Here is a 25,762-nt window from a genome sequence, read left to right on the forward strand (position 1 = left end):
TGCGCGCCCGGCAGGCTGAAATGCATTCGATGCATCGGGATTATTCGCCTTACGCAATGGCGGCGAAGGAGAAGTCACGTTTTGATAGCGGCATAACTTGCCGAAAAGTGGACTGATATGTCGCAGATGATCTTAAGAACCGATGCCCCAGGCAGGCCGGGCTTCAGGCTTAACGGCTGGCCGTGGCTGCTGCCTGCGTTACTGCTGCTGCTGTGGTACATCGCCGCCCGCGAACGGTGGATGCCGGAGCAAATTTTGCCCGCGCCGTCGGTGGTTGCCGATACCGCGCTATCGCTGCTGAGCGGGGATCTGCTGGCGCAGTGGGGATTCAGCCTTCAGCATCTGGCGCTTGGCCTGCTGCTGGGCGCCATTGCTGGGACGCTGCTCGGCGCGCTGTTCGGCCTGGTGCCGGCCGCCGCGCAGCGGGTGGAACCGCTGTTCTACGCGCTGGCGCAAATCCCGACGCTCGGCTGGATCCCGCTGTTTATGGTGCTGTTCGGGATTGATAACGGCCTCAAGCTGGCGGTTATCATCAAAACCACCGTAGTGCCGATGACCATTAACACGCAGCAGGCGGTGGCCGGCGTGCCGCTGACCCTGAGCGAAGCCGCAAAGGTGATGAACTTTTCCCGCTGGCAGCGGCTGCGCTGGCTGGTGATCCCCGCAAGCCTGCCGGGCTGGTTTACCGGCCTGCGTCTGGCGCTATCGCAGGCCTGGGTGTCGCTTATCGTCGTCGAACTGCTGGCCTCTTCAGAAGGCATTGGCTACCTGATGGTCTGGGGCCGCCAGCTGTTTCAGCTGGATATCGTCTTCGTCACCATTGCGGTCGTGGGGCTGAGCGGCATGCTGATGGAGTGGGCGGCGAACCGCGCCTGTGCCCGTCTGGTGTTCTGGCCGCAGCCTGCCGCCGGACGCCTGGCGTGGAAACCGCAGGCCAGCTGGCGGGCGCTGCAGCTGCCGCTGGTCCTGCTGGCGCTGTGGCAGCTGGCAAGCTCGTGGGGCTGGATCGATGGCGCGCTGTTCTCTTCGCCGCTGGCGGTGGCGACGCGTTTTATTCAGGGCGCCCTGAGCGGGGAGCTGACCGCGGCGATGCTGGCAAGCCTCGGGCGAGCCTTTGTCGGCGGCGCGCTGGGGATTGCGGGGGGCCTGCTCTGCGGACTGCTGCTGGCGCTGCGCCCGCGCGCCGGGCAAATCTTCACGCCCACGCTCAACGTGCTGCGCCATATCGCCCTGTTTGCCTGGCTGCCGCTGCTGACCGCATGGGTGGGCAACGATAACGGCGGCAAAATCGTTTTTATCGCGCTGGCGTCGTTCTTTCCGATGTTCTTCAGCACCCTGCAGGCCGTGCTTCAGCGTAACCCGCAGCTCGACGAAGTCGCCAGGGTACTGCGCCTGGGCGAGTTAGCGCGCCTGCGCAGGGTTATTATTCCCGGCGCGGCGCCGGGGATCTTCGCCGGTCTGCGGCTGGCGCTGATTTACGCCTGGCTTGGCAATATCGGCGCGGAATATTTCATGTCCTCCGGCGTCGGCATCGGCAGCCTGATGATCAATGCCCAGCAGCTGCTGGATATGCCCACCATTCTCTGCGGCATGGTGCTGGTCGGTATCACCGGCGCGGCGCTGGATAAAGCCGGACGTTTACTGGAAATGCGCGCCACCCGCTGGCGTCAACAGGAGCAGCTATGACCTCTTCAACCCTGGTCTCTTTTCGCCACGTGCGTAAATCCTGGCAACAGGTGACGGCGCTACAGAATTTCAGCCTGGATATCGCCGCCGGTGAACTGGTGGCGCTGGTGGGCAGCAGCGGCTGCGGTAAATCGACGCTGCTGCGGATGCTGGTAGGCCTGGAATCAGCGACCCAGGGCGATATTTGCATTAACGGCGAGCCGGTCACCGGCGTGGGCAAAGAGCGCGGCATTGTGTTTCAGGAGCCGCGCCTGTTTCCCTGGCTTAACGTGCTCGACAACGTGATGCTCGGCCTGGCGGATGAAAAGCTCAGCCGGGCGGCGAAGCGCCAGCGGGCGCTGGAAATGCTGGAGCGCGTGCAGCTCAGCGAATTCGTCAACGCGCTGCCCGCGCAGCTCTCCGGCGGCATGGCCCAGCGGGTGGCTATTGCCCGCGGCCTGGTGGCTCGTCCGCAGATCCTGATGCTCGACGAGCCTTTCGGCGCGCTGGATGCCCTGACGCGCCACACCCTGCAGCAGGAACTTTTACAGATCCACCAGCGCGCGGGAACCACCACGCTGCTGGTGACGCACGATGTGGAAGAAGCCGTCGCCCTGGCCGATCGCGTCGTCGTGCTTTCGCCGCGTCCGGGGCGGATACGGGAAGTGGTAAGCCTGGCGCTGCCCCATCCGCGCCAGCGCGATGATGCCGCGTTTACCGCCGCCTGCCGCCAGATTCGCAACCTGATTACTTCTGCCTGATTCTATTATTTAAGGAGCAACATATGGGACATCCTTCCGTCTACCCGACCGGCGCCACCCTCTACGATCCGCAGCGCGCCTGGAGCGGCTATACCCTTTTCCAGGCCACCGAACACGGCGCGGTGCTGGTGGATATGAACGGCCGCGCGGTGCGCGAATGGCCTGAACTGCACGGGTTTCCCAATAAAATCCTGCCCGGCGGCGCAATCCTTGGCCACAGCGGCGAGCGCGACCCGCGCTACGGCATGCAGGATATGCTCGATCTGATCCAGGTGGACTGGGAAGGCAACGTCACCTGGAAATTCGACCGCTACGAGCAGGTGAGCGATCCCGGCAACGCCACGCGCTGGATGGCGCGCGCGCATCATGACTATCAGCGGGCGGGCAACCCGGTGGGCTATTACGCGCCGGGGCTGGAGCCGCAGGTGGATGGCGGCAATACCCTGATCCTCGCCCACACCAATCTGGTGAATGAAGCGATCTCCGACAAGCTGCTGCTGGACGACACCATTATTGAAGTCGACTGGCAGGGTAACGTGGTGTGGGAGTGGCGCTGCAGCGACCATTTTCACGAGCTGGGCTTCGACGATGCGGCGCGCACCGCGCTCTACAACAACCCGAATATGCGCGCCAGCGGCGGCGGAATGGGCGACTGGATGCATATCAACTCGATGTCGGCGCTGGGGCCGAATAAGTGGTACGACGCTGGCGATACGCGTTTTCATCCCGACAACATTATCTGGGACGCCCGCGAATCCAACATTATTGCCATTATCGACAAACAGAGCGGCAAGATCGTCTGGCAGCTGGGCCCGGACTACAGCAAACCGGAGCTGAAGCACATCGGCTGGATCATCGGCCAGCACCATGCGCATATGATCCCGCAGGGGCTGCCGGGCGCGGGTAATATCCTGATTTTCGATAACGGCGGCTGGGCCGGATACGGCGCGCCGAATCCGGCGTCGGCGGACGGGGTGAAAAACGCCTGGCGCGATTATTCACGGATTCTGGAGATCAACCCGCTGACCCTCGATATCGAATGGCGCTACTCGCCCTATGAAGCGGATCTGCCGCAGCCAACCGATTCGTACCGCTTTTACAGCCCCTACATCAGCAATATGCAGCGCCTGGAAAACGGCAATACCCTGATTAACGAAGGATCGAACGGGCGCATTTTCGAAGTGACCCGCGACCACGAGATCGTCTGGGAGTATATTTCGCCGTTCTGGGGCAAGACCCTGAACAACAATATGGTCTATCGCGCCTACCGCATTCCCTACGGCTGGATCCCGCAGCTGGCGCAGCCGCAGGAGACGCCGATTGCGGCGGTCGATGTACGAACCCTGCGCCAGCCCGGCGCGGCGGCGGCCGGTCCGGCGCAGAGCGTGGTGCGGGTGGTGGGCGTACAGCCGTACAGTAAAAGCGCCGATGCGCTGTGCGTGGCAACCGATAACGATACCCTGCGCCGCAGTCCGAAGCTGTTCCGCGTCGCGGAAAGCGCGTTCACGCCGATAAGCGCGGCGGGCGAGCTGGAGAGCGAACGGCCGGTTCTGCTGTTCGTCGGCGCGGAACGCTGCGTGCACTGCCGCAAGCTCTGGCAGCTGCTGGCGCATGAAAAGCTCAGCCCGCGGCTTGCTCAGCTGGATACGCGCTATCTGGATGCCGACCGGCATCAGGATCTGGCGAGCGACCTCGGCGTGCGCGGCCTGCCGACGCTGCTGCTGATTAAACCGGGGCAGCCAGCATCGCGCGCGCCTGCGCAGCTCTCGGTGGACACGCTGCTCGACTGGCTGCATCGCGCAGCCGGGTAATCCGCGACTACGGCGGGCTGGCGCGTGCCGGTCCGCCGTTTATCTGGCGGATAAACGCCATCGGCGAATAGCCCATCGCTTTGCGGAACATCGCGGTAAAGGCGGCCGGATACTCATAGCCCAGACTGAGCGCGACTTCGGTAACCGAACGCCCCTCGCGCAGCGCCGTCATGGCGTACATCAGGCATGCCTGCTGGCGCCAGTCGCAAAACGCCATCCCGGTCTCCCGGCGAAACAGACGATTAAACGTGCGTACGCTTTTACTCAGTTTTTGCGCCCACTGCTGCGGCGTACTGCGGATGCTCGGCTGGCGCTGAAAATCGCCGCATAGCGCCGCGAGGTGGCTGTTCTGCGGAAGCGGCGTAAACATCGGCAGCGGCGCGGCGGCGCGCAGTTCATGGAGCAGCAGCGCAATCAGGGCGGCATCGCGCCCGCTCTCGTCGTACAACAGCGGTAGCTGACAGGCGGCCAGCAGCAGCTGATGGGTCAGCGGAGAAACCTGTAAGACTTCGCAGCGTTCGCTTTCCCGCGGGGCGTCCCGCGCGTCAATATACAGGCTGTGGGTGCTGACGCCGGGCATCCAGACGCGATGCGGTTTCGTCGCCGGGATCCAGACCCCGCTGAACGGCGGCACCAGCCACTGGCCGTCGTCCGTTTCGACCTTCATTAATCCGTGCATGGCGTACAGAAACTGCGCCCGGCGGTGGCTATGTCGCTCCAGAAGCGTGTTGGGCGGATAGTCGCTGCCCAGTGCCAGCACCCGGCGAGGAAGATGGTCGACGTCATTAATCGCAACGTTGCGCATGAAGATAGCCCTGGCTGAAATTCGTAATAGATTGGCTTTAAAGCGTAAGCCGGCCACGGCGTTATTCTATATCGTTACCTCCCTTTGTGGAGGAGTGCGAATGAGCGACTGGCTTTTTCTGTGCGGCATACTATCGGGCGTGACCACCTGGCTCTTTGGCTTCGGCGGCGGTTTCGTTACCGTCCCGCTGCTCTATTTCCTGGTGACCGGCGCGTGGGGCGCGCAAAGCGTCGTCGGGCAACAGGCGATGCACATCGCCGTCGCCACCTCGGCGCTGGTCATGCTTTGCTCCGCGCTGCTGGCGAGCTGGCGACACGCGCGTACCGGTACCCTCCGCTGGCGCCGCTTATGGGCCATGCTCACCGGCATTGCGGTTGGCGGAACGGCGGGCGCGCTGCTGGCGCTTGAGGCGAGCGGGGCGTGGATCCGCTGGCTGTTCGTTATCTATCTGCTGGCAACCGTTGCCGATTGCTACCTTCGCGCCGGATTTATGACCCCGCCATCCCACCGGGTGATACCGACGGTGCCCCATGAGCTAACGGTAGGGGGGATCATTGGCCTGATCGCCTCTTTTCTCGGCGTGGGTGGAAGCGTGATGACCGTCCCTCTGATGCGCCGTCGCGGCGTGCTGATGGCTGAAGCGGCAGGGATGGCCAACGTATTGACGCTGCCGCTGGCGGCAACGGCGACGCTAACCTGGCTGTTGATGGCCTGGCTGTCGCCGGTGGCGTTACCGAATGGGTTTGTCGGCAATATCTGGCTGTCGGCGGCGGCGCAGCTGGTGGCGGGAAGCTGGCTGGGGTTAAAAATCGCCTCCCGCTGGCTGGCGCGTTTACCGGACCGCTGGCATGTGCGAATTTATCCGCTATTGCTGATTGCCGTACTGCTGGTGATGAGCGTGTGGGGATAATGAGGGACGCGGCGCTGCGCATCCATCCGAGCGTTTTGCCCGGGTCATTCTGCTGTCATTTTTCTTGCGCATGCTCTCGCGAGACGCCGTGGCCGATAAAGGAAAATAAACGATGGGTAAAACGCTGACCATTTTCGATCTGGATAATACGTTAATTAAGGGCGACAGCAGTACGCTGTGGAGCCGCTTTATGGTGCGCGAAGGCTGGGTAAACGATCCCGATTACCTGGCGCGGGAAGCGATGCTGATGGACGACTATGACCGCGGCGAAATGAATATCGCCGATTATGTGGCTCTGATTCAGGCGCCGCTGATTGGCGTCGCAAAACGGGACGTGGACGCGCTGCTGGCGCGCTGCGTGCGCGATGAAATTATGCCGCGCGTGTATCCCCAGGCGTGGGATCTGATTCGGACTTTACAGGCTAAAGGCGAGCAGATGCTGGTGATCTCGGCCTCGGTTAGCCTGCTGGTGCAGGCGGTGGCGGCGCAGCTGGGTATCGAACAGGCGCTGGGGATTGACGTTGAGATGGCCGACGGCGGCTATAGCGGCGTGATTGCCGGTACGCCGAGCTATCAGCAGGGGAAGGTGGTGCGCCTGGCGCAGTGGCAACAGGCGCATCCTGAATACTCGGGGGAGGTGACCTTCTACACCGACTCGATCAACGACCTGCCGCTGTGCCTGCATGCCGATCGCGTACGGCTGGTCAATCCGTGCCCGCAGCTGGCGGCGGTGAACGCGCAGCACCAGTGGCCGGTGCTGGCGTGGCGGCTGTGATTTTTCCCCCGGGTCGCGGCGTAAACGCCTTACCCGGGCTACTTTTTCGTGCCGTTTGGGTAGCCCGGACAGGTGCGCAGCACCGCCTCCGGGAAAAAACTAATCAGCTTTAAACAGCGGCACCACGCTGCCGCCGATATAGCGGCGGCGCAGCCAGGCGGACAGCGTATCCATCGCCATCACCACCGCCACCAGCAGCAGGGTAATAAACATCACTACGTCCCAGTTCCACAGACGCATATTTTCCGCATAAATCAGGCCAATGCCTCCCGCGCCGACAAAGCCGAGCACCGCGGCGGAACGGGTATTCGATTCAATCTGATACAGGCTCAGCGCCAGGAACGTCGGGAAAGACTGGGTAAAAATGCTGAAACGGTGCTTCTGCAAACCGTTCGCCCCCACCGCCGTCAGGCCGCGTCCCGGCGAGCGGTCAACCGCCTCGTGTCCCTCTGCGTACAGTCGGCCCAGCAGCCCGGTATCCTGCATAATTATCGCCAGCACCCCGGCCAGCGGCCCGAGCCCCACGGCGCGGACAAAAATCAGCCCCCAGATAGCCATATCGATACCGCGCAGCACGTCGAACAACCGGCGCATCAGCAGGGCGATCGTTCCCGGAATCACGCCGCGCATAATATTCCGCGCCGCCAGAAACGAGAGCAGCAGGGCGATGACCGTCGCGGTAAGCGTCCCGGCGAAAACAATCGCCAGGGTAATGGCGATTTGCGTGAAGTAATAGCGAAACGGCCAGTTGAAAAAGTCGTGCCAGACGAACATCCGTAGCAAATAGCGGCTGATTTGCTGCAGCCCCGTGGCGAGCTGCTCGCCGCTGATGCCGAACTGCATAAAGAACCAGACATAGTAGAGCACGCTGGCCAGCGTCAGCAGGCCGACGTAGCGCAGATAGCGCCCCTGGGCCTGGTATAAATGCCGATGCTGGCGACGGCTGGCGGCGATATCCGGTTGATTTTGCCACTGACTCATTTTTTCCCCTCCAGAACCCACTGCCGCAGGCGGCCGGATAGCATATCCAGCAGCGATACCACGATAATAATCAACAGCAGCGTGATGCTGACCTGATCGTACCGGTCCAGTTTGATATTGGTCATCAGCTCCTGGCCGATGCCGCCCGCGCCCACCAGCCCGAGGATCGTTGAGGAGCGGAAGTTAATTTCGAGGCGCATAAAGCCGTAGGAGAGAAAGATGGGTTTCACCTGCGGCCACAGGGCAAAGCGGATACGCTGCAGATGCGACGCGCCGCAGGCGGCCAGGCCGCGTACCGGTTTATCCTGGGCGCTCTCTACCGCTTCATAGTACAGCTTGGTCAGGCTACCGATGGTGTGGAGCATTAATGCCAGAAAGCCGGGGATCGCCCCGATACCAAAAGCCATCACGAAGATCACCGCCCACGCCAGCTCCGGCATGGTGCGCAGAAAAGCCACCAGCACGCGGACGGCAAAACGCAGTGGGGCAGGGGACCAGGCGTTGTTGGCCGCAACGAACGCCAGCAGGGTGGCAATCGCCACCGCCACCAGCGTGGACGCCAGCGCCAGCTGCAGCGTTTCCCAGATAAGGGGCAGCTGAATGGGCAGACGATAGCCCCAGTAAGCCAGAGAGCCTTTAGTGTGCGAATCGGCAAACAGGTCGGCGACGTGCAGCGTCGGCAGCGTCTCAAACATGTAATCGAGAAAATTGGGCAGCGAGTACCAGATAGTAAAGAGATTAAACTCGGCCATACTGCCGGCGGCAAAATAGAGCGCCAGCAGCAGCAGGGACCAGCTAAAGGTGTCGCGCTTTTGCCGCGAGCGGACCTGCTGGTAATAGCGTTCGAATTCGGTATGGGTATTATTCATGCGTCGCTGTGTCTTCAACGAGTCGCCGCCGCCCGCGAGACTGGCCGGGCGACGTCGTCAGGGCGGGATTAACGCGCGGTAACCAGTTCGCGTTTCATATCAATGATCTGCTGGAAATCGGCTACGCTGCCCGGGCCGATATGCTGCGTGCCGCCCATCGCTTTGATAAAGCAGGCGTGATCGTCGGTATCCAGCTTTTTAATCGCGGTGACGACTTTGGCCTTAAAGTCAGCAGGCAGGGAATTGCTGACCAGGATTGGGCCGTTCGGGATCAGCGGCGATTGCCAAATAATGCGGATTTGCTTCATCAAATCCGGGTGATCCATGCGAATCAGTCGGTTGAAGGCGCCGACGCTGTAGCCGCTATTATAATCACCCACCATCGAGGTCCAGGTCACCGCGCCGGCAAACTGACCGTTCAGCACGCCCAGAATATCCTGCTCGTGGCCGCCGGAGAAGGTCACGCTGGAGAAGAAGTTATTATATTTATTATCCGAGGTGCCGCCGAACTGCTGTTTAAAGGCGTGGTTGGGAATTAAAAAGCCGGAAGTGGAGTCCGGATCGGCGAAGCCAAACGCTTTGCCTTTCAGATCTTCTAACTTTTTATACGGACTGTCGGCTTTGACAATCACCACCGAGTGATAGCCGCGGGACTGATCTTTATCATCTACGGCAATCCCGACAATATCGACGGCTTTAGGGTTGTTAATATAAACGGAAGCGTATGATGACGGCGACATACTTAAGACCACGTCAACTTTTCCGCCCAGCAATCCCTGAATCACGCCGGAATAGTCGGAAGAGTTACGTAATTTTGTATCGACCTTCAGCTCCTTATCAAGAAACTGTTTAACGCACTGGTTATCACCAATTTGTTGGGTTGCGTTCTGACCGCCAAGGATGCCCAGATTTAATTCCTTCGGCTGTTCAGCAGCGCTTGCCTGCCACGCCATCATAATGCCTGCAACCGCTGCGGATAAACGAACTGCGCCAGTGATGTACTTTTTCATTATTTTGCCCGTGTGAGTGAAATTTAATGCAATTGGCTAATTTCATCGCCGTACAGCCGATGCAGAATATCCTGATTCAGCTGCGTGGGATGATCGTCAAAAATAATCTTGCCCTTGGCTACGCCGATGACCCGCGTGCAATATTCACGCACCAGCTCCACCGAATGCAGGTTTACCATCACGCTGATACCCTGTTCGCTAATTTCGCGCAGGACATTCATAATCCGCTGCGTATTTTTCGGGTCGAGGGAAGCGACCGGTTCATCGGCCAGCAAAATACCCGGGTTTTGCATCAGCGCCCGGCAAATCGCCACGCGCTGCATCTGGCCGCCGGAGAGGTTTTCCGCCCGCTGTAGCGCATGCGGCAGCATATTCATCCATTCCAGCAGGGAGATGGCGCGGGCGCGGTCCGCGTCGGGGAAAACTTTGAATAATGATTTCAGGGTGGAGGTCTGGCTCAGGCGACCCAGCAGCACGTTGGTCAAAACGTCGAGACGCGGGACCAGGCAGAAATCCTGAAAGATCATGCCGCACTGGCTGCGCCAGGCGTTTAGCGCGCGGCCCGACAGCTTTGATACGTCCTGCGGCGTACCCACTTCCGGATAGCTGAGGATCTCGCCGTCGCTGGCGCTGTGGGTACCGTTCAGTACGTGCAGAAGCGTTGACTTTCCGGCGCCGGAGCGGCCAATGACGCCAACCAGCTCGCCCGCATGAAGATCGAAACTGATGCCGTCCAGTACGGTTTGCTGCGCGCTGTAGGATTTGCTCAGGTTGCGTACGCTCAGGACCTTACGCTGCCGGTCGATAAAGGGCGGCGTAAACGGTTGATAATCGGTTTCTGCCACCGCAGCCAGGGAACTGTTCATAAATGCGTCCAGGTTCGTCAGTAAACTGGGCACTATTAATGGTGTTTTATATGACTGCCGGATGACAGTAAGGCGAACAAATAGTGAACGGATGCGAAAGCTGGCCTATTTGTTGGAAAAAAAATTCGTCATGGATCACACTTTTGCATTAGCAATCGGGCATCTGAGAATACTCTGCCTACCTTTAATACGCGATAGCGCATGAGATTAATAATGATACGTATTTCATCTGATAAAGATGACGCGTTTTATGCGACATTAGCCGGGTAATGCTATCGCCGCGGGTACAACGGGACGACTCTGGACGCTCGTGCAATTCTTATATCTGAGTCGGTTTAACCGAGTAGATAATCTTCAGGTACTGGATTACGATTCGCGGCGGAAAATTTTTAGTCGGTGACTATCCCTTTTGTGCGGCGTGTAATTCCATTATTTACGCTAATTAATGAAATTAACCACTGATTTTGTGTTGTTTATTGGTTTTATATTCTTATTTTTTGAATTTGTTCGGTTTTTTCGCTTTTTTAAATAAAAGTGCGATTAAGAATAGTCTTAACAACTAATGGCTAAGATCCTGGAACATATAATATTCACTTAAGAATCTACGCATATCCCACCAATAACCGTATGAAAACCAATGGTTTTTGTGTTTAACTCAATATCCTTATTTTTATTCTTCTGACTTAAATTGACCTGGTCGGTAATTAGCCCTTTGCGCACTTATTGACACACATGGAGAAAAATCCTAAATTTGGTAACACAAGAAACAAGCAAGTCATTTAGTGCTCTTTATCTCTAGCAATACTATTTTGAATTTTGATTGAATATATTAAAGAGGGAATTTGCTGACTTAGACTTTGCAGGCCTGGGCTATCAGCAGTGTTGCGATACGTTCAAGATTTCCAGGACTATGGGGTTTAACTTTATATGGATTATAAATATTCTTTGGACCAGTGCATCTGGCCAGCGCATGACAGCTATTTTTTAAAAGGACTCGCTGAGCTAATTATTGATATTGATGACCTGATTTACCTGTCGCTTGAAAAGGTACGCCGGGAGTTTGTATTTATTAATCTTAGCGCCAGTTCGCTGAACTATTTTATCCGCCGCGATAGCGAGTGGCTGGCTGAAATGAAAGGCAAGCAAATTGTATTAATTGCCGCGAGGCGCTCGGAAGCGCTGGCCAACTACTGGTATTACAATGGTGCTATTCGTGGCGTGGTCTATGTGGACTTAGCCAAGGATATTCGTCAGGAGCTGGCATACGTTATCAACGGCCGTTTTCTACGTAAAGATATAAAGAAAGACAAAATTACCAACAGGGAAATGCAAATAATTCGGATGACGGCACAGGGAATGCACCCGAAATCTATTGCCAAGATTGAAAATTGTAGTGTGAAAACGGTTTATACCCATCGACGAAATGCCGAGGCCAAACTGTATTCAAAGATATATAAGTTAGCGCTGTAATTAGTAATAAACGTTGTTTTTAAAATTGTGCACCGGGTCGTAACACCCAAAATAATTTGCGTCGCAGATAATAATGATGCGGCCTGAACTATGGCGGGAATGCACACAGACGTGGGACATCAGGTCCCTTAATAAACTCAGGATGAAAAAGCTATGAAAAAAAAGGTTCTTGCAATTGCTCTGGTAACCGCGTTTGCCGGTATGGGTGTCGCTCAGGCAGCTGACGTTACTGCTCAGGCAGTCGCTACCTGGTCCGCAACCGCCAAAAAAGACACTACCAGCAAGCTGGTGGTGACTCCGCTGGGCAGCCTGGCTTTCCAGTATGCCGAAGGGATTAAAGGCTTTAACTCACAGAAAGGCCTGTTTGATGTGGCTATCGAAGGCGACGCCACCGCGACCGCATTCAAACTGACCTCTCGTCTGATCACCAACACCCTGACTCAGCTGGATACCTCTGGTTCCACCCTGAGCGTGGGCGTTGACTACAACGGCGCTGCGGTCGAAAAAACGGCTGACACCACCATGATCGACACCGCGGCGGGCATCCTGGGCGGCAACCTCAGCGCGCTGTCTAACGGCTATAACGTCGCCGGTCGCACCACCGCTCAGGACGGCTTCACGTTCTCCATCATCAGCGGCACCACCGATGGCACCACTGCCGTTACTGACTACAGCGCTCTGCCGGAAGGTATCTGGAGCGGCGACGTCAGCGTACAGTTCGACGCGACCTGGACCAGCTGATCCTCTCGTAGCACCAGGCAGGGGGGCTCCCCCTGCCTTATTTCACGGATTGAATTCATATGAAAAAACACATTCTGGCCATCGGCCTGTTGCTCAGCACAATGACGCCAGCCCTGGCGCTGGATGTGGGCGATATCTCTTCATTTATGAACAGCGGCAGCAGCACGCTGAGCAAAGAGATCAAGAACACGACCGACAGCGGTCGCTTAATTAACATCCATATGGAACGCCTCTCTTCGCCGCTGGACGGTGGCAAGGTGATCCCGATGGATCAGCAGGACGAGATTTTACTGACCCCCGCCAGTCTGCTGCTGCCCGCGAAGGCCAGCGACGTGATCCGCTTTTTCTACAAAGGCCCGGCGGACGATAAAGAACGCTATTACCGCATTGTCTGGTTCGATCAGGCGCTCAGCGATGCCCAGCGCAATGGCTCGACCCGCAGCGCGGTAGCGACGGCCTCGGCGCGGATCGGCACCATCCTGGTGGTCGCGCCAAGAAAAGCCAATTTCCGCTATCAGTACGCCAACGGCACGCTGGTCAATACCGGTAACGCGACGTTGCGCATTCTTGCCTACGGCCCGTGTCTGAAGCCGGCTGACGGTAAAGAGTGCAAGGAAAATTATTTCCTGATGCCGGGAAAAGAACGGCGCTTCACGCGCGTAAATGTGGCGGATAAAAAAGGACGGGTCGCGCTCTGGCAGGGCGAGCAGTTTGTTCCCGTGAAATAGACATTTCTTCTGACGGATCAACATTATGGCTCTACCAGGGAACGCTCCAGGATTAAAAACACTCCTTGCCTCCGGCATGGTCATTTTGCTGGTTCCGTTTAGCGTCACTGCCGCCACCGACAAAGTACAGCAAATCGGCGGCGTGATTATCCCTCAGGCCTTCAGCCAGGCGCTGCAGGACGGAATGAGCATCCCACTGTTTATTCATCTTGAAGGCAGCACCGGTACCCAGGACGATCAGCGGATCGGCAATGCCTTTATCTGGCTGGATAATGGCGTTCTGCGCGTTCGGCAAATTCAGCTGGAAGAAAACGATAATAACGCCACCGTCAGCGAGCAGACCCGCAAACAGCTGACCGCGCTGGCCAATGAAGCTTTCAGCAAAGATCTTAACATTAGCCTGACGGATGACGCCCGGCTACAGCTCAGCCTGCGCCAGCTGCTCCTGCAGCTGGTGGTAAAAAAAGAGGCGCTGGGTACGGTGCTGCGCTCGCGCAGCGAAGATATCGGTCAGTCCAGCGTCAACACCCTTAGCAGCACCCTGAACTATAACCTCGGGGTCTATAACAACCAGATGCGCAACGGCGGCAATAACACCTCCAGCTATCTGTCGCTGAACAACGTCACCGCGCTGCGCGAGCACCACGTGGTGCTGGACGGCTCGCTTTACGGTATTGGCTCCGGCAATCAGGACAGCGACGTCTATAAAGCGATGTATGAACGCGACTTTGCCGGTCACCGCTTTGCGGGCGGGATGCTGGATACCTGGAATTTACAGTCCCTTGGCCCGATGACCGCCGTTTCGGCAGGGAAGATCTACGGCGCTTCGTGGGGCAACCAGGCCAGTTCGACGGTGTTCGATAACACCCAGTCGGCCACCCCGGTGGTCGCCTTTTTACCCGCCGCCGGGGAAGTCCATCTGACCCGCGACGGACGCCTGATGAGCGTGCAGAACTTTGCCATGGGTAACCATGAAGTCGACACCCGCGGCCTGCCGTACGGGATTTATGATGTCGATGTTGAAGTGATTGTGAACGGCCGGGTGGTCAGCAAACGCACCCAGCGGGTCAATAAATTGTTCAGCCGCGGACGCGGGGCCGGTGCGCCGCTGGCCTGGCAATTCTGGGGCGGCAGCTTCCATATGGATCGCTGGTCCGAAAGCGGTAAAAAAACGCTTCCGGCAAAAGATAGCTGGCTGGCGGGGGCCTCGGCCTCCGGGTCGTTCAGTACCTTAAGCTGGGCGGCCACCGGCTACGGCTATGATAACAACGCCGTCGCCGAGACGCGCCTGACCCTGCCGATCGGCGAGTCCATTAACGTGAACCTGCAGAATATGCTGGCCAGCGACAGCTCCTGGAGTAGCATCGGCAGCATCAGCGCCACGCTGCCCGGCGGCTTTAGTTCGGTGTGGGTCAACCAGGAAAAAACGCAGATTGGCGACCGTATACGGCGCAGTAATGCCGACAACCGGGCCATCGGCGGCACGCTGAACCTCAATTCACTCTGGTCAAAGCTGGGTACCTTCAGCATCAGCTATAACGACGACCGCCGCTATAACAGCCATTACTACACGGCGGATTACTACCAGACGCTTTACACCGGCTCATGGGGATCGCTGGGCCTGCGCGCGGGCGTACAGCGCTTTAATAACGGCGACAGCAGCGCCAGCACCGGGAAATATATTGCGCTCGATTTCTCGCTGCCGCTCGGCAACTGGTTCAGCGCCGGGATGACGCACCAGAACGGTTACACCATGGCCAACCTGTCGGCGCGTAAACAGTTTGATGAAGGCAGTATTCGCACCATCGGCGCGAACGTTTCGCGCGCCATTTCCGGCGATACCGGCGATGACAAAACCCTCAGCGGCGGCGCGTATGCTCAGTTTGATACCCGCTACTCCACCGGTACGCTGAATGTGAACAGCGGCGTTGATGGCTATGTGAACACCAACCTGACCGCCAACGGCAGCGTGGGCTGGCAGGGGAAAAATATCGCCGCCAGCGGCCGCACCGACGGCAACGCCGGGGTGATTTTCAAAACCGGCCTTGAGGATGACGGCAAGCTCAGCGCCAAGGTTAACGGCCGCATTGTGCAGCTCTCCGGCAACCGTAATTACCTGCCGCTGTCGCCGTACAGCCGTTATGAAGTGGAGCTGCAGAACAGTAAAAACTCGCTCGATAGCTACGATATCGTGACCGGGCGTAAGAGCCAGTTGACCCTTTATCCGGGCAACGTGGCGGTGATTGAGCCGGAAGTGAAGCAGATGGTGACGGTCTCCGGGCGTATCCGCGCGGAAGACGGCACGCTGCTGGCTAACGCGCGGATTAATAACCATATCGGTCGTACCCGCACCGATGAGAACGGTGAGTTTGTGATGGACGTGGATAAAAAATATCCCACCATCGATTTCAGTTACGGTAAAAACCAGAGCTGCGAAGTGGCGCTGGAGCTGAGCCAGGCGCGCGGCGCGGTGTGGGTGGGCGATGTGGTCTGTAGCGGCCTCTCCACTTATGCCCGCACGCAGCAGACAGGAGAAGGTAATGAAAGCTAAATGGCTGGCATGTTTAGTGATGTTCACGGCGGCGCTGTGCGTGACGCGGGTCAACGCCGCGGTCACCAAAACCACCTGGCCGGATGCGGCGGCCATGCAGTTTGTTTTCGTGGAAAACAACTCGGACGATAACTTCTTTGTTACCCCGGGCGGCGCGCTGGACCCGCGAATGACCGGGGCTAACCGCTGGACCGGGCTGAAATATAACGGCTCGGGCACCATTTATCAGCAGAGCCTGGGCTATATCGACAATGGCTATAACACCGGCCTGATTGCCAACTGGAAGTTTGATATGTGGCTGGATAACTCCCCCACATCTCATCCGTTACAGGGGCTGCGCTGTATCAACTGGTATGCGGGCTGCGACATGGCCACCAGCCTGATTCTGCCGCAAACCAGCGATGCCAGCGGTTTCTACGGCGCGACGGTGACCTCCGGCGGACAAAAGTGGATGCACGGCATGATGTCCGACGCTTTCTACCAGTATCTGCAGCAGATGTCGGTGGGCAGCAGTTTCTCGATGACCATCAACTCCTGTCAGACTTCGGTGAACTATGACGCAACCAGCGGCGCGCGCTGTAAAGATCAGGCTTCAGGAAGCTGGTACGTGCGTAAAGTCACCCATACTAAAGCGGCAAACCTGAAGCTGATTAACACCCATGCGCTGGCGGAAGTCTTTATCAACAGCGACGGGGTCCCGACGCTGGGCGAGGGGAACGCCGACTGCCGCACCCAGACTATCGGCTCCCGTTCCGGTCTGAGCTGCAAAATGGTGAACTACAATTTGCAGCACAATGGCCTGAGTAATACCTCAATTCATATTTTCCCGGCAATCAGCAACTCGGCGCTGGCTTCCGCGGTCGGAAGTTATGATATGCAGTTCAGCCTGGATGGGAATTCATGGAAGCCGGTGAGCGGCATCTCCCTGTACTATACGTTTAATGAGATGAAATCATCTGACTCGGTTTACGTATTTTTCTCGAGCAACTTTTTTAAGCAGATGGTCACGCTGGGCATCAGCGACGTGAACACCAAAGACCTGTTTAATTTCCGTTTCTATAACACCACCTCGCCGGAGTCAGGCTGGTACGAGTTTTCGACCTCCAACACCCTGATTATTAAACCGCGCGACTTCAGCATCAGCATTATTTCCGATGAGTACATTTCGGCGCCGACGCGCGAAGGCTACGTGGGCAGCGGCGAGCCGTCGCTGGACTTTGGCTATATTGTCACCACCAGCGGCAAAACCGCCGCCGATGAAGTGCTCATTAAAGTGACCGGGCCAACGCAGGCGATCGGCGGACGTTTATACTGTATTTTTAGTTCACCCGACGGCACGTCGAGAGTACCGTTCCCGGCGACGCTGGCGTTTACCACCCAGACCGGGACCATCAAAACCTACGATGCCGGATGCGATGATACCTGGCGCGATATGACCGACGCGCTGTGGTTAACCACGCCGTGGACGGATATCTCCGGCGACGTCGGTCAGATGGACAAAACGACGGTAACGTTTTCCATTCCGATGGATAACCCGATATCGCTGCGCACGGTGGAAGATAACGGCTGGTTTGGTGAAGTGAGTGCTTCAGGAGAAATTCATGTTCAGGCGACGTGGCGTAACATTAACTAATTTGCTGCGGATGCTTATCTGCCTGCTGTCGCTCGGCTTCGCGACCGCGGCGCAGGCCATCTCGGTGGGTAATTTAACTTTCTCGCTGGCGGCGGAAGATAACTTCGCGTCTAAACGGGTGATTAATAACAATAAAAGCGCCCGGTTGTATCGGGTTTCTATTGTCGCTATCGACCGCCCCGGCGGCAAAGAGGTGCGTTCTCGCCCGGCGGACGGCGAGCTGCTGTTTGCCCCGCGTCAGCTTACCCTGCAGGCGGGGGAGAGCGAGTATTTTAAGTTTTACTACCACGGCCCGAAAGATGACCGTGAGCGCTATTACCGGGTCTCCTTTCGTGAAATACCCACCCGCAATTACGTGATGCGCAATAAAAGCGGTACCGAGGTGAGTATGGATCCGGTGGTGGTGATGGACACGATTCTGGTTGTGCGCCCGCGCGAGGTACGGTTCAAGTGGGCCTACGATCGGGCGGCGGGCACCGTCAGCAATACCGGGAATACCTGGTTTAAGCTGCTGATCAAGCCCGGGTGCGATACGACGGAAGAGGAAGGGGATGCATGGTATTTACGGCCCGGGGACGTTGTTCGCCAGGCCTCGCTGCGCCAACCGGGGAACCACTACATCATCTATAACGATAAATTTATAAAAATGACCAAAGACTGCCCGGTGAACTAACCGGGCAGCTTTTTTCGCGCTTCGTCGCTAAACCGTACGCCCGGCATAGCGGCGGTTCGCCAGCAGGCTCAGGCCGCAGCACAGCAGATAATAAACCGCGCCGGTAAAGACAAATATCGCCAGCGGGTAAATCTGCACCCGGTTATTGACCTGCCCGGCGACGGTGGTCAGTTCCGGCACGTTGACGATAAACGCCAGCGACGTGTCTTTGAGCAGCCCGATAAATATCCCTACCAGCGAGGGCTGAACGTTGCGCAGAGCCTGCGGCAGCAGAATAAGGCGCAGCGTCTGCCCGGGGGCAAAACCCTGGGTCAGCGCCGCTTCGTACTGCCCGCGGGGCAGCGATTGCAGGCCCGCCAGCACCGAGTGCATCACCGACGCGGCGGTAAACCACGCCAGCGCCACCGTGACGGTGACCGCGCCCGGCAGGTCGCTGCCGGTGAGCATGGGGAGCAGATACCACAGCCAGAAAATGACGAAGATCAGCGGGATGCCGCGAATAATCTCCGCCCACAGGAAGAGCAGCCGCCGCACGATCCCGTCGTAGCGCCAGGCGATGGCCGCCAGCAGCACGCCCCCCGGCAGCGCCAGCGCGGCGGCGCCGATAGCCATCAGCAGCGTCAGCACCACGCCGCCGGGAATACCGTCCGCCAGCCGTCCCCACAGCAGATAATCGAGGTTATCAACGATAACCGCCAGGTTAGCGTTCATAGCCGGCTCTCCTTTGCTGATCCCTTCCCGGACCGAGACGCGTCAGCGCCACGCCCATGAGCACCCCAAGCGCCAGATACAGCGCGGTGCCGACGGCAAACGCCTCCAGCGCATGCGCGTTGTAGCTCTCGATTTGCCGCACCTGATAGGTCAGTTCGGCGAAGCCGATACCGCTCGCCAGCGAGGAGAGCTTCATCAGGTTCAGATACTGGCCGATAATCGGCTGCCAGGCGTTAGCCAGCCCCTGCGGCAGCAGAATGTGGCGCAGCTCCTGCCACGGCGTAAACCCCTGCGACAGCGCCGCTTCCCGCTGGCCGTGGCTAACGGCGCGCAGCCCGGAGGCGATCTCTTCGATCAGAAACGCCGAAGTAAAGACCCCGAGTCCCCACATTGAGCAGAGAAATTCCGGCGTCAGCCACCAGACGTTGCCCGGCAGAATCGACCAGCTGTGGTCGTCGTTGATAAAATCTCGCGCCCCCAGCGGCAGCAGATTCCAGGCGGCAAAATACCAGAACAGCAGCTGGACCAGCAGCGGCGTATTGCGGAACAGTGAAACCCAGGCCGCCACCAGCCAGCGGCCGGGCCTGCCGCCCCCGAGACGCAGCGCCAGCAGCAGGACGGCCAGCACGGTCGCCAGAATCATCCCCGCGACGCTGACCCAGACGGTGGTGAGAAAACCGGAGATGATCCACTGCAGCGGCTGCCCGCTCAGCACGCCATGCCAGTCGAGATGTGGGATCACGCCTCACTCTCCTGGTGCAGCGGATCGAGCACCTTCTGCAGGAAACGGCGGGTGCGGGCGTGCTGCGGCCGGGCGAAAAACTCGGCCGGCGGCGCGACTTCGAGAATATCGCCGCCGTCGATAAACACCACCCGATCGGCAATCTCGCGGGCGAACTGCATCTCGTGGGTCACCACCACCATGGTGATCCCGCTGTGGGCGAGGGTTTTCATGACCTGCAGCACTTCGCCGATCATCTCCGGGTCCAGCGCCGACGTGGGTTCATCGAACAGAATGATCTGCGGCGAGGAGGCGAGGGCGCGGGCGATCGCCACCCGCTGCTGCTGACCGCCCGAGAGCTGGGCAGGCATCTGCCGGGCTTTATCCGCCAGGCCAACCTGGCTGAGCAGCGCCAGCGAGCGCTCGCGGGCGGCGCTTTTGCTCCAGCCGTGAACGCGTTCCAGCGCGAGGGTAATATTCTCCTGCGCCGTCAGGTGGGCGTAGAGATTAAACTGCTGAAAAACGAAGCCGACCCGGCTGCGCAGCTGGCGCAGGGCGCTGCCGGTAAGCTGGCGCGTCGGTTTGCCGTCGATCAGAATCTCGCCGCCGCTAAGGGATTCCAGCTGATTGATCAGGCGGATCAGGGTTGATTTGCCGGATCCCGAAGGGCCGAGGATCGCCACCACTTCGCCGGGTTCAACCTGTAAATTTACGCCGTTCAGCACCCGATGGTCGCCGTAGCTTTTGGCGACATCGCGAAACTCAATGCTGGCGCGCTGCAGATGCGAAAAATCCGCGGACGATGCCGCGGAGCGTGAAAATAGAGCCGATAACATCATCTTTCTCTGCTTATTTCGCTTCGATAGTAAAGGCGCGCGGCTGCGGGGTTTTGGTGCTCGGGCCAAACCAGACGTCGTAAATTTTGGCCGCTTCACCGGATTTCTCCAGCTTGACCAGCTCGTCATTGACCGCTTTCAGCAGGGCCGGTTCGCCTTTCTTCACGCCGACGCCAATCTCTTCTTTGCTCAGCAGGTCGGGGATGATTTTGAAGTTCGCCTTGTCCGGCGCTTCCGCCAGCAGTCCGGCGAGGATGGTGCTGTCCTGAGTGATGGCCTGCACGTTGCCGTTGCGCAGGGCGGTCAGCGCCAGCGGAATATCGTCATAAGAGAGCACGCGCGACTGCGGGAAACGCTGATGCAGCGCCTGCTCCCCGGTGGTGCCTTTTACCGCGCCGATGCGCGCTTTGCTGTAATCATCGAGCTTATCCGGCGATTTTGCCGGGACGAGGAACTGCTGGCCGGTCACGAAGTAAGGCGTTGAGAAATCAATCACCTGGGCGCGTTCCGGGGTGATGGTAATATCGGCGACGATCAGGTCGGCCTTACCGGACTGCAGCAGCGGAATGCGGTTGGCCGGGTTGGTGGCGACCAGCTCCAGCTTGACGCCGAGCGATTTTGCCAGCGCTTCGGCGAAGTCCACGTCGTAGCCGACGATTTTATGCGTTTTCGGGTCTACCGAGCCGAACGGCGGGTTGGCGTCGAAGGTGGCGACTTTGACCACGCCGGCGGCTTTGATATCGGCTAGTTGATCGGCCTGAGCCTGCGCGGCGAGCACCAGCATGCCCAGCGCCAGCGCGATTTTTGTTTTTGCAATGCGCATTGTTATTCCCCTGAATCCCTGTTTTGTTTTGTGTTTATCACGCTCCCACAAATCGCCCGTCGGCGGCAAAGAAGAAAAAGTTCTTATCTATAACGAAAAAGAACTTAACAAAGTTGTGGATATTGTTTAACCGGCACTGTGCTACCAAACTGGGGAGACATTCCGTCAGCTATTGGTATCTTTCTGAAATCACAAGACTCGCAGCGATGCCCTGGTGCCCGCTGAAATCGGCGAACCGGAGGTCGGAAGACAAGGGCTGGCCGCCAGGGATGGCGGCCAGAGGCGAATCGAGACAGCGATGTCGAGTTGAGCCGACCGCAGGCTGAGGACCGGGAGGTGAGCGCAGTGCGCAGCACCGATTTCTTTGCGGGACCGCGGGGATTGTAAAGGGGGAGACGGTTTTCTCCCCCTTTACCCGTTCACGGGTAGCGGTGAGGCATTTTCTGCAGATTGCGAGTGAACGGAACCCTTACGCATAGAATTACAAATCAGGCTTCGGCAAACGCTGCGGGTCCTTCCCAGCCTGCGCTGCGCTTGGCTGGGCTACGGGGCCTCAGTCGTCTGGGGTCGTGTAGCCCGGATAAGACGTTTACGTCGCAATCCGGGAAAGGCCCCTAATATGCGCCCGACAGAATTACAAATCCGGAATTGATATTTCCCGCCCGCCGTCAACTGTGGTTGAAATAGACACAGGCAAAAATGCTTCCCGACGGAGGAGAAAAATGAAAGTGGCGCTGTGGCAACGCATAACGGGCTGGCTGGCTTCTTTATCTGGATCCGGCGGTGAAGCCGGTCAGCAGGATACCCAACGCATCATGGAGGCAATATTACCGGTCGCCAGTCTCTACGGAATTGAGCTCGGCAACGTTGAAACAAGGTGGTTTCGCCATGATAAAACATACTGAGCGGCGCAGGACGCGTGAAGCCTACTGGAACGAGGTGTGCTTTGTGTAGCGCGAGGCTGTTTGCGGTTGCGGCGACGCAGGAAGCGAAGCCGCAGCCCTGAACAGCTTTATCCCCCCAGATACATCCGTTTGATTTCCGGATTCGCCAGCACCTCCGGCGCCGGACCAGAGAGCATAATCTTCCCATTCTCCAGCACATAGGCGCGATCGGCGATGGTCAACGCCGCCGTGGCGTTCTGCTCTACCAGCAGCACGGTAATATTCTCTTCCCGCAGCTGCTTAATCGTCGCAAACAGCTCCCCGACAATTTTCGGCGCCAGGCCGAGGCTTGGCTCATCGAGCATCAGCAGTACCGGCTCGCTCATCAACGCTCTGGCGATCGCCAGCATCTGCTGCTCGCCGCCGCTCATGGTTCCCGCCATCTGGCTGCGCCGCTCTTTCAGCCGGGGAAACAGGCTGTACATGCGATCGCGCAGGCGGGTAAAGCCGGCGAGATTGTTGTAGGCCCCCATGCGCAGATTTTCTTCGATGGTCAGGTTGGTAAAGATGCGCCGTCCTTCTGGCACCAGCGCCAGCCCCTTACGCACAATCTGATGCGTCTGGCTGCGGGAAATATCCTCGTTGAGAAAATTGACCCGCCCCGTGGAACGCACCAGATTGACGATCCCGTTGAGGGTGGAGGTTTTCCCCGCACCGTTGCTGCCGATAAGGGTCACAATCTCCCGATCGTGAATATCAATATCCACCCCTTTCAGCCCCTGAATCACGCCGTAAAACACTTTTAACTCGCGCGCGCTAAGCATAACGAACGTCCCCCAGGTAGGCGGAAATCACGTCCGGATCCTGTATGGCTTCGGACATCAGGCCGCTAAACAGCGGTTTGCCGTACTCCAGCACCATCACCCGCTCGCACAGCTTGTTGACGAACGGCATATCGTGCTCGATCAGCAGTACGCTGAGCTGATAGTCGTTACGCATGCGGAAGATCAGATCCGCCAGATCCTCCGTCTCTTTCGGGTTCATCCCGGCGGCGGGCTCGTCGAGCAGCAGTAATTTTGGCGACGTCGCCAGCGCGCGGGCGATCTCCACCTTGCGCTGGTTGCCGTAGCTGAGGTTGGTGGCCTGCACGTCGGCGAAATGGGCGATACCGATATCGTCCAGAATCGCCATCGCTTTGGCCTTTGCCGCCCGCTCGGCGGGGAAGTAGCGGCCAATATGCAGCGCCGCTTCCAGCAGCGAATAGCGGCTGGCGCTGTCGAGGCCGACCATCACGTTTTCTAATACCGTCATCGAGTTGAACAGGCGGATATTCTGAAAGGTGCGGGCAATCCCGGCGTTGACCACCCGGTTCGGCTTCAGCCCCTTCAGCGACTTTCCCGCCAGGGTCACGCTGCCGCTGGTCGGCTTATAGTTGGCGGTGATGACGTTGAACATCGTGGTTTTGCCCGCGCCGTTGGGGCCAATCAGGCCAAAAATTTCCGCTTCGTCGACGTGGAAACTGACGCTGTCGATGGCCCGCAGGCCGCCGAACTGCATGGTCACGTCCTGCACCTGTAAAATGACCTTATTTTGCGCCATAGCCGCGGCCCCTTTTGCCCACTTGCCAAATCTCTTTTTTGCCCAGCAGACCTTCGCGGGCGAACAGCATGATGATCAGCAGCAGCAGCGAGAACACCACCATCCGCAGGCCCGGATACGCGCCGAGATCGTGACCGAAGAACTGGAGCGGCTGGTCGAGAAAGCGCAGCCACTCGCCGCTGCCGACCACCAGTACGGTGCCGAGCAGCGCGCCGGTGGTGCTGCCCAGGCCGCCGAGCACGATAATAATCAGCAGCTGGAAGGTGAGCATAAAGTCGAACAGGCCCGGCGAGATGGTGGTCAGCAGCGAGGCCAGCAGGCCGCCGCCGATCCCTTCGAAGAAGGCGCTGGTGGCGAAGGCGCAGGTTTTAATGCGAAACGTGTTCACGCCCATGGCGATAGCGGCGTCTTCGTCGTCGCGCACCGCTTTCATCATTCGCCCGTACTTCGACCACACCAGCTGCAAAATCATCCCGGTCGCCAGCAGGGCGAACAGCCCGCACCAGAACAGGAGATGCGGCTGCTGCGGAATATCGTTGAGGCCAATCGCGCCGTTGGTGATCTGCGGATTGTTGATAGCGAGGATTTTAATGATAAAGCCGAAGCCGAGGGTCACAATCGCCAGGTAGTCGCCGCGCACGCGGAAGACCGGCAGGGCAAGGCAAACCGCCAGCGCCGCCGCGCACAGGCCGCTAATGAGCAGCGCGGGCAGGAACCCGGCGTGCAGCACGAGGATCCACGGGCTGGGGGCGGCCATCTCAAACATATCCAGCTTACTGTCGCTGGGGAGGATCAGCAGGGCGGTGACGTAAGCGCCGACCGCCACAAAGCCGTTGGGCTCCAGCGACAGCTGGCCGGTCACGCCGTTGATCAGGTTATAGCTGACCGCGAGGATCATAAAGACGAAAATGGTGCTGATGACGCGAATAATGTAGTCGTTGAAGACGACGTTGATCCCGGCCAGCAGCGCGACGCAGAGAGCAATAATGACCAGGTTGCGCAGCTGCGCCCCGGCGGTAGTCGTAGCGTTGAGCATCAGAAACGGCTCCTTTCCAGACGTTCATCGCCCATAATGCCAACCGGGCGGAACAAGAGGACCAGAATCAAGAACATAAAGGCAAAGGCGTCTTTGTAACCGCCCAGTTCGGGAAACAGAGCGACCGCCACCACCTCGGTAAAGCCGAGAATAAAGCCGCCGAGCACCGCGCCGGTGACGCTGCCGATTCCGCCGAGCACCGCGGCGGCGAAGGCCTTCAGGCCGATCAGCACGCCCATCAGCGGGTCGATGGTCGGATAGCTGATGGAGTAGAACACCCCGCCCAGCGCCGCGAGGCTGCTGCCGAGGGCGAACACCAGCGAGATAATGCGGTTGGCGTCGATGCCCATCAGGCGCACGGTATTAACGTCGAAGGCCACCGCGCGGATCGCCATCCCGTAGCGGGTGCGGTACAGCAGCCAGAGGATCGCCAGCAGCAGCAGGACGGTGATCAGCGGCACGATCCACGCCACGTTGGTGATAATCACGTCACCAAAGGCGCGGGTGTTGTTGAAAAATTCCGGTGCGGAAAAGAAGCGCGAGCTGCCGCCAAACAGCACGTTGAACAGGTTTTCGAGGAAGAAGCTGACGCCGATGGCGGTGATCAGCATGGAGATTTTTGATGCCTGACGCAGCGGGCGATAGGCCACCCGGTCGATCAGCATACCGAACAGGCCGCACAGCGCGAGGGTCAGGAAAACGGCTACCCCGAAGGGTAGCCCAATGGAAGAAAACAAAAACAGGGTGGTAAACGCCCCGACCATCATTACGTCCGCATGGGCGAAGTTGATCAGGCGCAGCACCCCATAAACCATCGTATAACCGATGGCAATCAGGGCGTACATGCCCCCAAGGCTCATTCCATTGACCACTTGCTGGAGAAAAATGGCACCATCCATCTGA

The 25,762-nt window shown here is 58.5% G+C and carries 25 protein-coding genes; 12 read left to right on the forward strand and 13 right to left on the reverse strand.

Annotated elements, in window-relative coordinates:
- The first annotated feature begins 117 nt into the window (after window positions 1-117).
- From F8562_RS19395 to F8562_RS19405, 3 genes are read left to right on the forward strand one after another with little or no spacing between them, the layout of a single operon-like run.
- The gene (locus F8562_RS19395; protein WP_151891934.1) at window positions 118-1,686 is read left to right on the forward strand and encodes an ABC transporter permease; all 1,569 of its coding nucleotides are present in this window, start codon (window positions 118-120) and stop codon (window positions 1,684-1,686) included.
- A complete protein-coding gene (locus tag F8562_RS19400) occupies window positions 1,683-2,426 on the forward strand; it encodes an ABC transporter ATP-binding protein (RefSeq protein WP_014837530.1) in 744 nt (247 codons plus the stop codon). Before F8562_RS19395 ends, F8562_RS19400 begins: the two co-directional genes overlap by 4 nt.
- A gap of 23 nt (window positions 2,427-2,449) precedes the next feature.
- Complete coding sequence (locus F8562_RS19405; RefSeq protein WP_014837531.1) at window positions 2,450-4,237, forward strand: aryl-sulfate sulfotransferase; 1,788 nt, start codon at window positions 2,450-2,452, stop codon at window positions 4,235-4,237.
- Window positions 4,238-4,244: 7 nt separating this feature from the next.
- On the opposite strand, the gene F8562_RS19410 is transcribed toward F8562_RS19405, so the two are convergent.
- A complete protein-coding gene (locus F8562_RS19410) occupies window positions 4,245-5,042 on the reverse strand; it encodes an AraC family transcriptional regulator (protein WP_004848073.1) in 798 nt (265 codons plus the stop codon).
- A 100-nt stretch (window positions 5,043-5,142) separates the two neighbouring features.
- Here F8562_RS19410 and F8562_RS19415 point away from each other — a divergent pair, with 100 nt between their 5' ends.
- Both F8562_RS19415 and F8562_RS19420 read left to right on the forward strand, forming a co-directional pair.
- Window positions 5,143-5,952: a sulfite exporter TauE/SafE family protein gene (locus F8562_RS19415; protein ID WP_014837532.1), complete on the forward strand. Its 810-nt coding sequence runs from the start codon at window positions 5,143-5,145 to the stop codon at window positions 5,950-5,952.
- 112 nt (window positions 5,953-6,064) lie between these two features.
- Window positions 6,065-6,727, forward strand: coding sequence for an HAD family hydrolase (locus tag F8562_RS19420; RefSeq protein WP_014837533.1), 663 nt, complete (start codon window positions 6,065-6,067; stop codon window positions 6,725-6,727).
- 99 nt (window positions 6,728-6,826) lie between these two features.
- Here F8562_RS19420 and phnE (F8562_RS19425) read toward each other — a convergent pair whose 3' ends face one another.
- From phnE (F8562_RS19425) to phnC, 4 genes are all read right to left on the reverse strand, one after another.
- On the reverse strand, window positions 6,827-7,708 hold the full coding sequence (gene phnE, locus F8562_RS19425; RefSeq protein ID WP_014837534.1) for a phosphonate ABC transporter, permease protein PhnE: 882 nt from the start codon (window positions 7,706-7,708) through the stop codon (window positions 6,827-6,829).
- Complete coding sequence (phnE, locus tag F8562_RS19430) at window positions 7,705-8,577, reverse strand: phosphonate ABC transporter, permease protein PhnE (protein ID WP_014228099.1); 873 nt, start codon at window positions 8,575-8,577, stop codon at window positions 7,705-7,707. Before phnE (F8562_RS19430) ends, phnE (F8562_RS19425) begins: the two co-directional genes overlap by 4 nt.
- A 68-nt stretch (window positions 8,578-8,645) precedes the next feature.
- Window positions 8,646-9,587 (reverse strand): phosphonate ABC transporter substrate-binding protein, encoded by a 942-nt coding sequence (gene phnD, locus F8562_RS19435; RefSeq protein ID WP_009654530.1) that lies wholly within the window; start codon window positions 9,585-9,587, stop codon window positions 8,646-8,648.
- Window positions 9,588-9,610: 23 nt separating this feature from the next.
- Window positions 9,611-10,453 carry a phosphonate ABC transporter ATP-binding protein gene (phnC, locus tag F8562_RS19440; RefSeq protein ID WP_014837535.1) on the reverse strand — a complete coding sequence of 281 codons (843 nt, stop codon included), beginning with the start codon at window positions 10,451-10,453 and terminating at the stop codon, window positions 9,611-9,613.
- A 927-nt stretch (window positions 10,454-11,380) separates the two neighbouring features.
- Here phnC and ecpR point away from each other — a divergent pair.
- From ecpR to F8562_RS19470, 6 genes are all read left to right on the forward strand, one after another.
- Entirely contained in the window at window positions 11,381-11,923 is a 543-nt protein-coding gene (ecpR, locus tag F8562_RS19445; protein WP_014228101.1) for an ECP biosynthesis operon DNA-binding transcriptional regulator EcpR, read from the forward strand.
- 153 nt (window positions 11,924-12,076) lie between these two features.
- A complete protein-coding gene (gene ecpA / locus F8562_RS19450) occupies window positions 12,077-12,664 on the forward strand; it encodes a common pilus major fimbrillin subunit EcpA (protein ID WP_014228102.1) in 588 nt (195 codons plus the stop codon).
- A 59-nt stretch (window positions 12,665-12,723) separates the two neighbouring features.
- Window positions 12,724-13,392, forward strand: a complete 669-nt coding sequence (locus F8562_RS19455) for a hypothetical protein (RefSeq protein ID WP_094909190.1) — start codon at window positions 12,724-12,726, stop codon at window positions 13,390-13,392.
- 25 nt (window positions 13,393-13,417) lie between these two features.
- A complete protein-coding gene (locus tag F8562_RS19460) occupies window positions 13,418-15,943 on the forward strand; it encodes a fimbrial biogenesis outer membrane usher protein (RefSeq protein ID WP_089046424.1) in 2,526 nt (841 codons plus the stop codon).
- A 19-nt stretch (window positions 15,944-15,962) separates the two neighbouring features.
- On the forward strand, window positions 15,963-17,576 hold the full coding sequence (gene ecpD / locus F8562_RS19465; RefSeq protein WP_224316626.1) for a fimbrial adhesin EcpD: 1,614 nt from the start codon (window positions 15,963-15,965) through the stop codon (window positions 17,574-17,576).
- Window positions 17,545-18,249 carry a molecular chaperone gene (locus F8562_RS19470; protein WP_014837540.1) on the forward strand — a complete coding sequence of 235 codons (705 nt, stop codon included), beginning with the start codon at window positions 17,545-17,547 and terminating at the stop codon, window positions 18,247-18,249. Before ecpD ends, F8562_RS19470 begins: the two co-directional genes overlap by 32 nt.
- A gap of 27 nt (window positions 18,250-18,276) precedes the next feature.
- Here the strand turns inward: F8562_RS19470 and F8562_RS19475 are convergent, their stop codons facing one another.
- The 4 genes from F8562_RS19475 to F8562_RS19490 are packed head-to-tail and all read right to left on the reverse strand — an operon-like array spanning window position 18,277 to window position 21,340.
- Window positions 18,277-18,960, reverse strand: coding sequence for an amino acid ABC transporter permease (locus tag F8562_RS19475; protein WP_014837541.1), 684 nt, complete (start codon window positions 18,958-18,960; stop codon window positions 18,277-18,279).
- Window positions 18,950-19,702 carry an amino acid ABC transporter permease gene (locus F8562_RS19480; protein WP_014228108.1) on the reverse strand — a complete coding sequence of 251 codons (753 nt, stop codon included), beginning with the start codon at window positions 19,700-19,702 and terminating at the stop codon, window positions 18,950-18,952. Before F8562_RS19480 ends, F8562_RS19475 begins: the two co-directional genes overlap by 11 nt.
- Entirely contained in the window at window positions 19,699-20,517 is an 819-nt protein-coding gene (locus F8562_RS19485) for an amino acid ABC transporter ATP-binding protein (protein WP_014837542.1), read from the reverse strand. Before F8562_RS19485 ends, F8562_RS19480 begins: the two co-directional genes overlap by 4 nt.
- 13 nt (window positions 20,518-20,530) lie before the next feature.
- Complete coding sequence (locus F8562_RS19490) at window positions 20,531-21,340, reverse strand: ABC transporter substrate-binding protein (protein ID WP_004099328.1); 810 nt, start codon at window positions 21,338-21,340, stop codon at window positions 20,531-20,533.
- A gap of 722 nt (window positions 21,341-22,062) precedes the next feature.
- Between F8562_RS19490 and F8562_RS19495 the strand changes: the two genes are divergently transcribed.
- Window positions 22,063-22,245, forward strand: coding sequence for a hypothetical protein (locus F8562_RS19495; RefSeq protein WP_004129481.1), 183 nt, complete (start codon window positions 22,063-22,065; stop codon window positions 22,243-22,245).
- 107 nt (window positions 22,246-22,352) lie between these two features.
- On the opposite strand, the gene F8562_RS19500 is transcribed toward F8562_RS19495, so the two are convergent.
- From F8562_RS19500 to F8562_RS19515, 4 genes are read right to left on the reverse strand one after another with little or no spacing between them, the layout of a single operon-like run.
- Window positions 22,353-23,048 (reverse strand): ABC transporter ATP-binding protein, encoded by a 696-nt coding sequence (locus F8562_RS19500; protein WP_004848112.1) that lies wholly within the window; start codon window positions 23,046-23,048, stop codon window positions 22,353-22,355.
- The gene (locus tag F8562_RS19505) at window positions 23,041-23,823 is read right to left on the reverse strand and encodes an ABC transporter ATP-binding protein (RefSeq protein ID WP_014228113.1); all 783 of its coding nucleotides are present in this window, start codon (window positions 23,821-23,823) and stop codon (window positions 23,041-23,043) included. Before F8562_RS19505 ends, F8562_RS19500 begins: the two co-directional genes overlap by 8 nt.
- Window positions 23,810-24,859, reverse strand: a complete 1,050-nt coding sequence (locus tag F8562_RS19510) for a branched-chain amino acid ABC transporter permease (RefSeq protein ID WP_004848115.1) — start codon at window positions 24,857-24,859, stop codon at window positions 23,810-23,812. The genes F8562_RS19505 and F8562_RS19510 overlap by 14 nt, the downstream gene beginning before the upstream one ends.
- Window positions 24,859-25,758 (reverse strand): branched-chain amino acid ABC transporter permease, encoded by a 900-nt coding sequence (locus tag F8562_RS19515; RefSeq protein WP_004099333.1) that lies wholly within the window; start codon window positions 25,756-25,758, stop codon window positions 24,859-24,861. Before F8562_RS19515 ends, F8562_RS19510 begins: the two co-directional genes overlap by 1 nt.
- Between the last annotated feature and the right edge of the window lie 4 nt (window positions 25,759-25,762).

Source organism: Klebsiella sp. RCJ4 (genome assembly GCF_009025755.1).
Classification (GTDB): domain Bacteria; phylum Pseudomonadota; class Gammaproteobacteria; order Enterobacterales; family Enterobacteriaceae; genus Klebsiella; species Klebsiella michiganensis.

Bases quoted from the DNA above. Each gene is read 5' to 3' on its own strand.
- F8562_RS19490 (WP_004099328.1), bottom strand. From the start codon at position 21,340: ATGCGCATTGCAAAAACAAAAATCGCGCTGGCGCTGGGCATGCTGGTG.
- F8562_RS19405 (WP_014837531.1), top strand. From the start codon at position 2,450: ATGGGACATCCTTCCGTCTACCCGACCGGCGCCACCCTCTACGATCCG.
- phnD (WP_009654530.1), bottom strand. From the start codon at position 9,587: ATGAAAAAGTACATCACTGGCGCAGTTCGTTTATCCGCAGCGGTTGCA.
- phnC (WP_014837535.1), bottom strand. From the start codon at position 10,453: ATGAACAGTTCCCTGGCTGCGGTGGCAGAAACCGATTATCAACCGTTT.
- F8562_RS19460 (WP_089046424.1), top strand. From the start codon at position 13,418: ATGGCTCTACCAGGGAACGCTCCAGGATTAAAAACACTCCTTGCCTCC.
- F8562_RS19475 (WP_014837541.1), bottom strand. From the start codon at position 18,960: ATGAACGCTAACCTGGCGGTTATCGTTGATAACCTCGATTATCTGCTG.
- F8562_RS19495 (WP_004129481.1), top strand. From the start codon at position 22,063: ATGAAAGTGGCGCTGTGGCAACGCATAACGGGCTGGCTGGCTTCTTTA.
- F8562_RS19485 (WP_014837542.1), bottom strand. From the start codon at position 20,517: ATGTTATCGGCTCTATTTTCACGCTCCGCGGCATCGTCCGCGGATTTT.
- ecpD (WP_224316626.1), top strand. From the start codon at position 15,963: ATGTTCACGGCGGCGCTGTGCGTGACGCGGGTCAACGCCGCGGTCACC.
- F8562_RS19410 (WP_004848073.1), bottom strand. From the start codon at position 5,042: ATGCGCAACGTTGCGATTAATGACGTCGACCATCTTCCTCGCCGGGTG.
- F8562_RS19470 (WP_014837540.1), top strand. From the start codon at position 17,545: ATGTTCAGGCGACGTGGCGTAACATTAACTAATTTGCTGCGGATGCTT.
- F8562_RS19515 (WP_004099333.1), bottom strand. From the start codon at position 25,758: ATGGATGGTGCCATTTTTCTCCAGCAAGTGGTCAATGGAATGAGCCTT.
- phnE (WP_014228099.1), bottom strand. From the start codon at position 8,577: ATGAATAATACCCATACCGAATTCGAACGCTATTACCAGCAGGTCCGC.
- phnE (WP_014837534.1), bottom strand. From the start codon at position 7,708: ATGAGTCAGTGGCAAAATCAACCGGATATCGCCGCCAGCCGTCGCCAG.
- ecpA (WP_014228102.1), top strand. From the start codon at position 12,077: ATGAAAAAAAAGGTTCTTGCAATTGCTCTGGTAACCGCGTTTGCCGGT.
- ecpR (WP_014228101.1), top strand. From the start codon at position 11,381: ATGGATTATAAATATTCTTTGGACCAGTGCATCTGGCCAGCGCATGAC.
- F8562_RS19455 (WP_094909190.1), top strand. From the start codon at position 12,724: ATGAAAAAACACATTCTGGCCATCGGCCTGTTGCTCAGCACAATGACG.
- F8562_RS19505 (WP_014228113.1), bottom strand. From the start codon at position 23,823: ATGGCGCAAAATAAGGTCATTTTACAGGTGCAGGACGTGACCATGCAG.
- F8562_RS19510 (WP_004848115.1), bottom strand. From the start codon at position 24,859: ATGCTCAACGCTACGACTACCGCCGGGGCGCAGCTGCGCAACCTGGTC.
- F8562_RS19500 (WP_004848112.1), bottom strand. From the start codon at position 23,048: ATGCTTAGCGCGCGCGAGTTAAAAGTGTTTTACGGCGTGATTCAGGGG.
- F8562_RS19395 (WP_151891934.1), top strand. From the start codon at position 118: ATGTCGCAGATGATCTTAAGAACCGATGCCCCAGGCAGGCCGGGCTTC.
- F8562_RS19415 (WP_014837532.1), top strand. From the start codon at position 5,143: ATGAGCGACTGGCTTTTTCTGTGCGGCATACTATCGGGCGTGACCACC.
- F8562_RS19420 (WP_014837533.1), top strand. From the start codon at position 6,065: ATGGGTAAAACGCTGACCATTTTCGATCTGGATAATACGTTAATTAAG.
- F8562_RS19400 (WP_014837530.1), top strand. From the start codon at position 1,683: ATGACCTCTTCAACCCTGGTCTCTTTTCGCCACGTGCGTAAATCCTGG.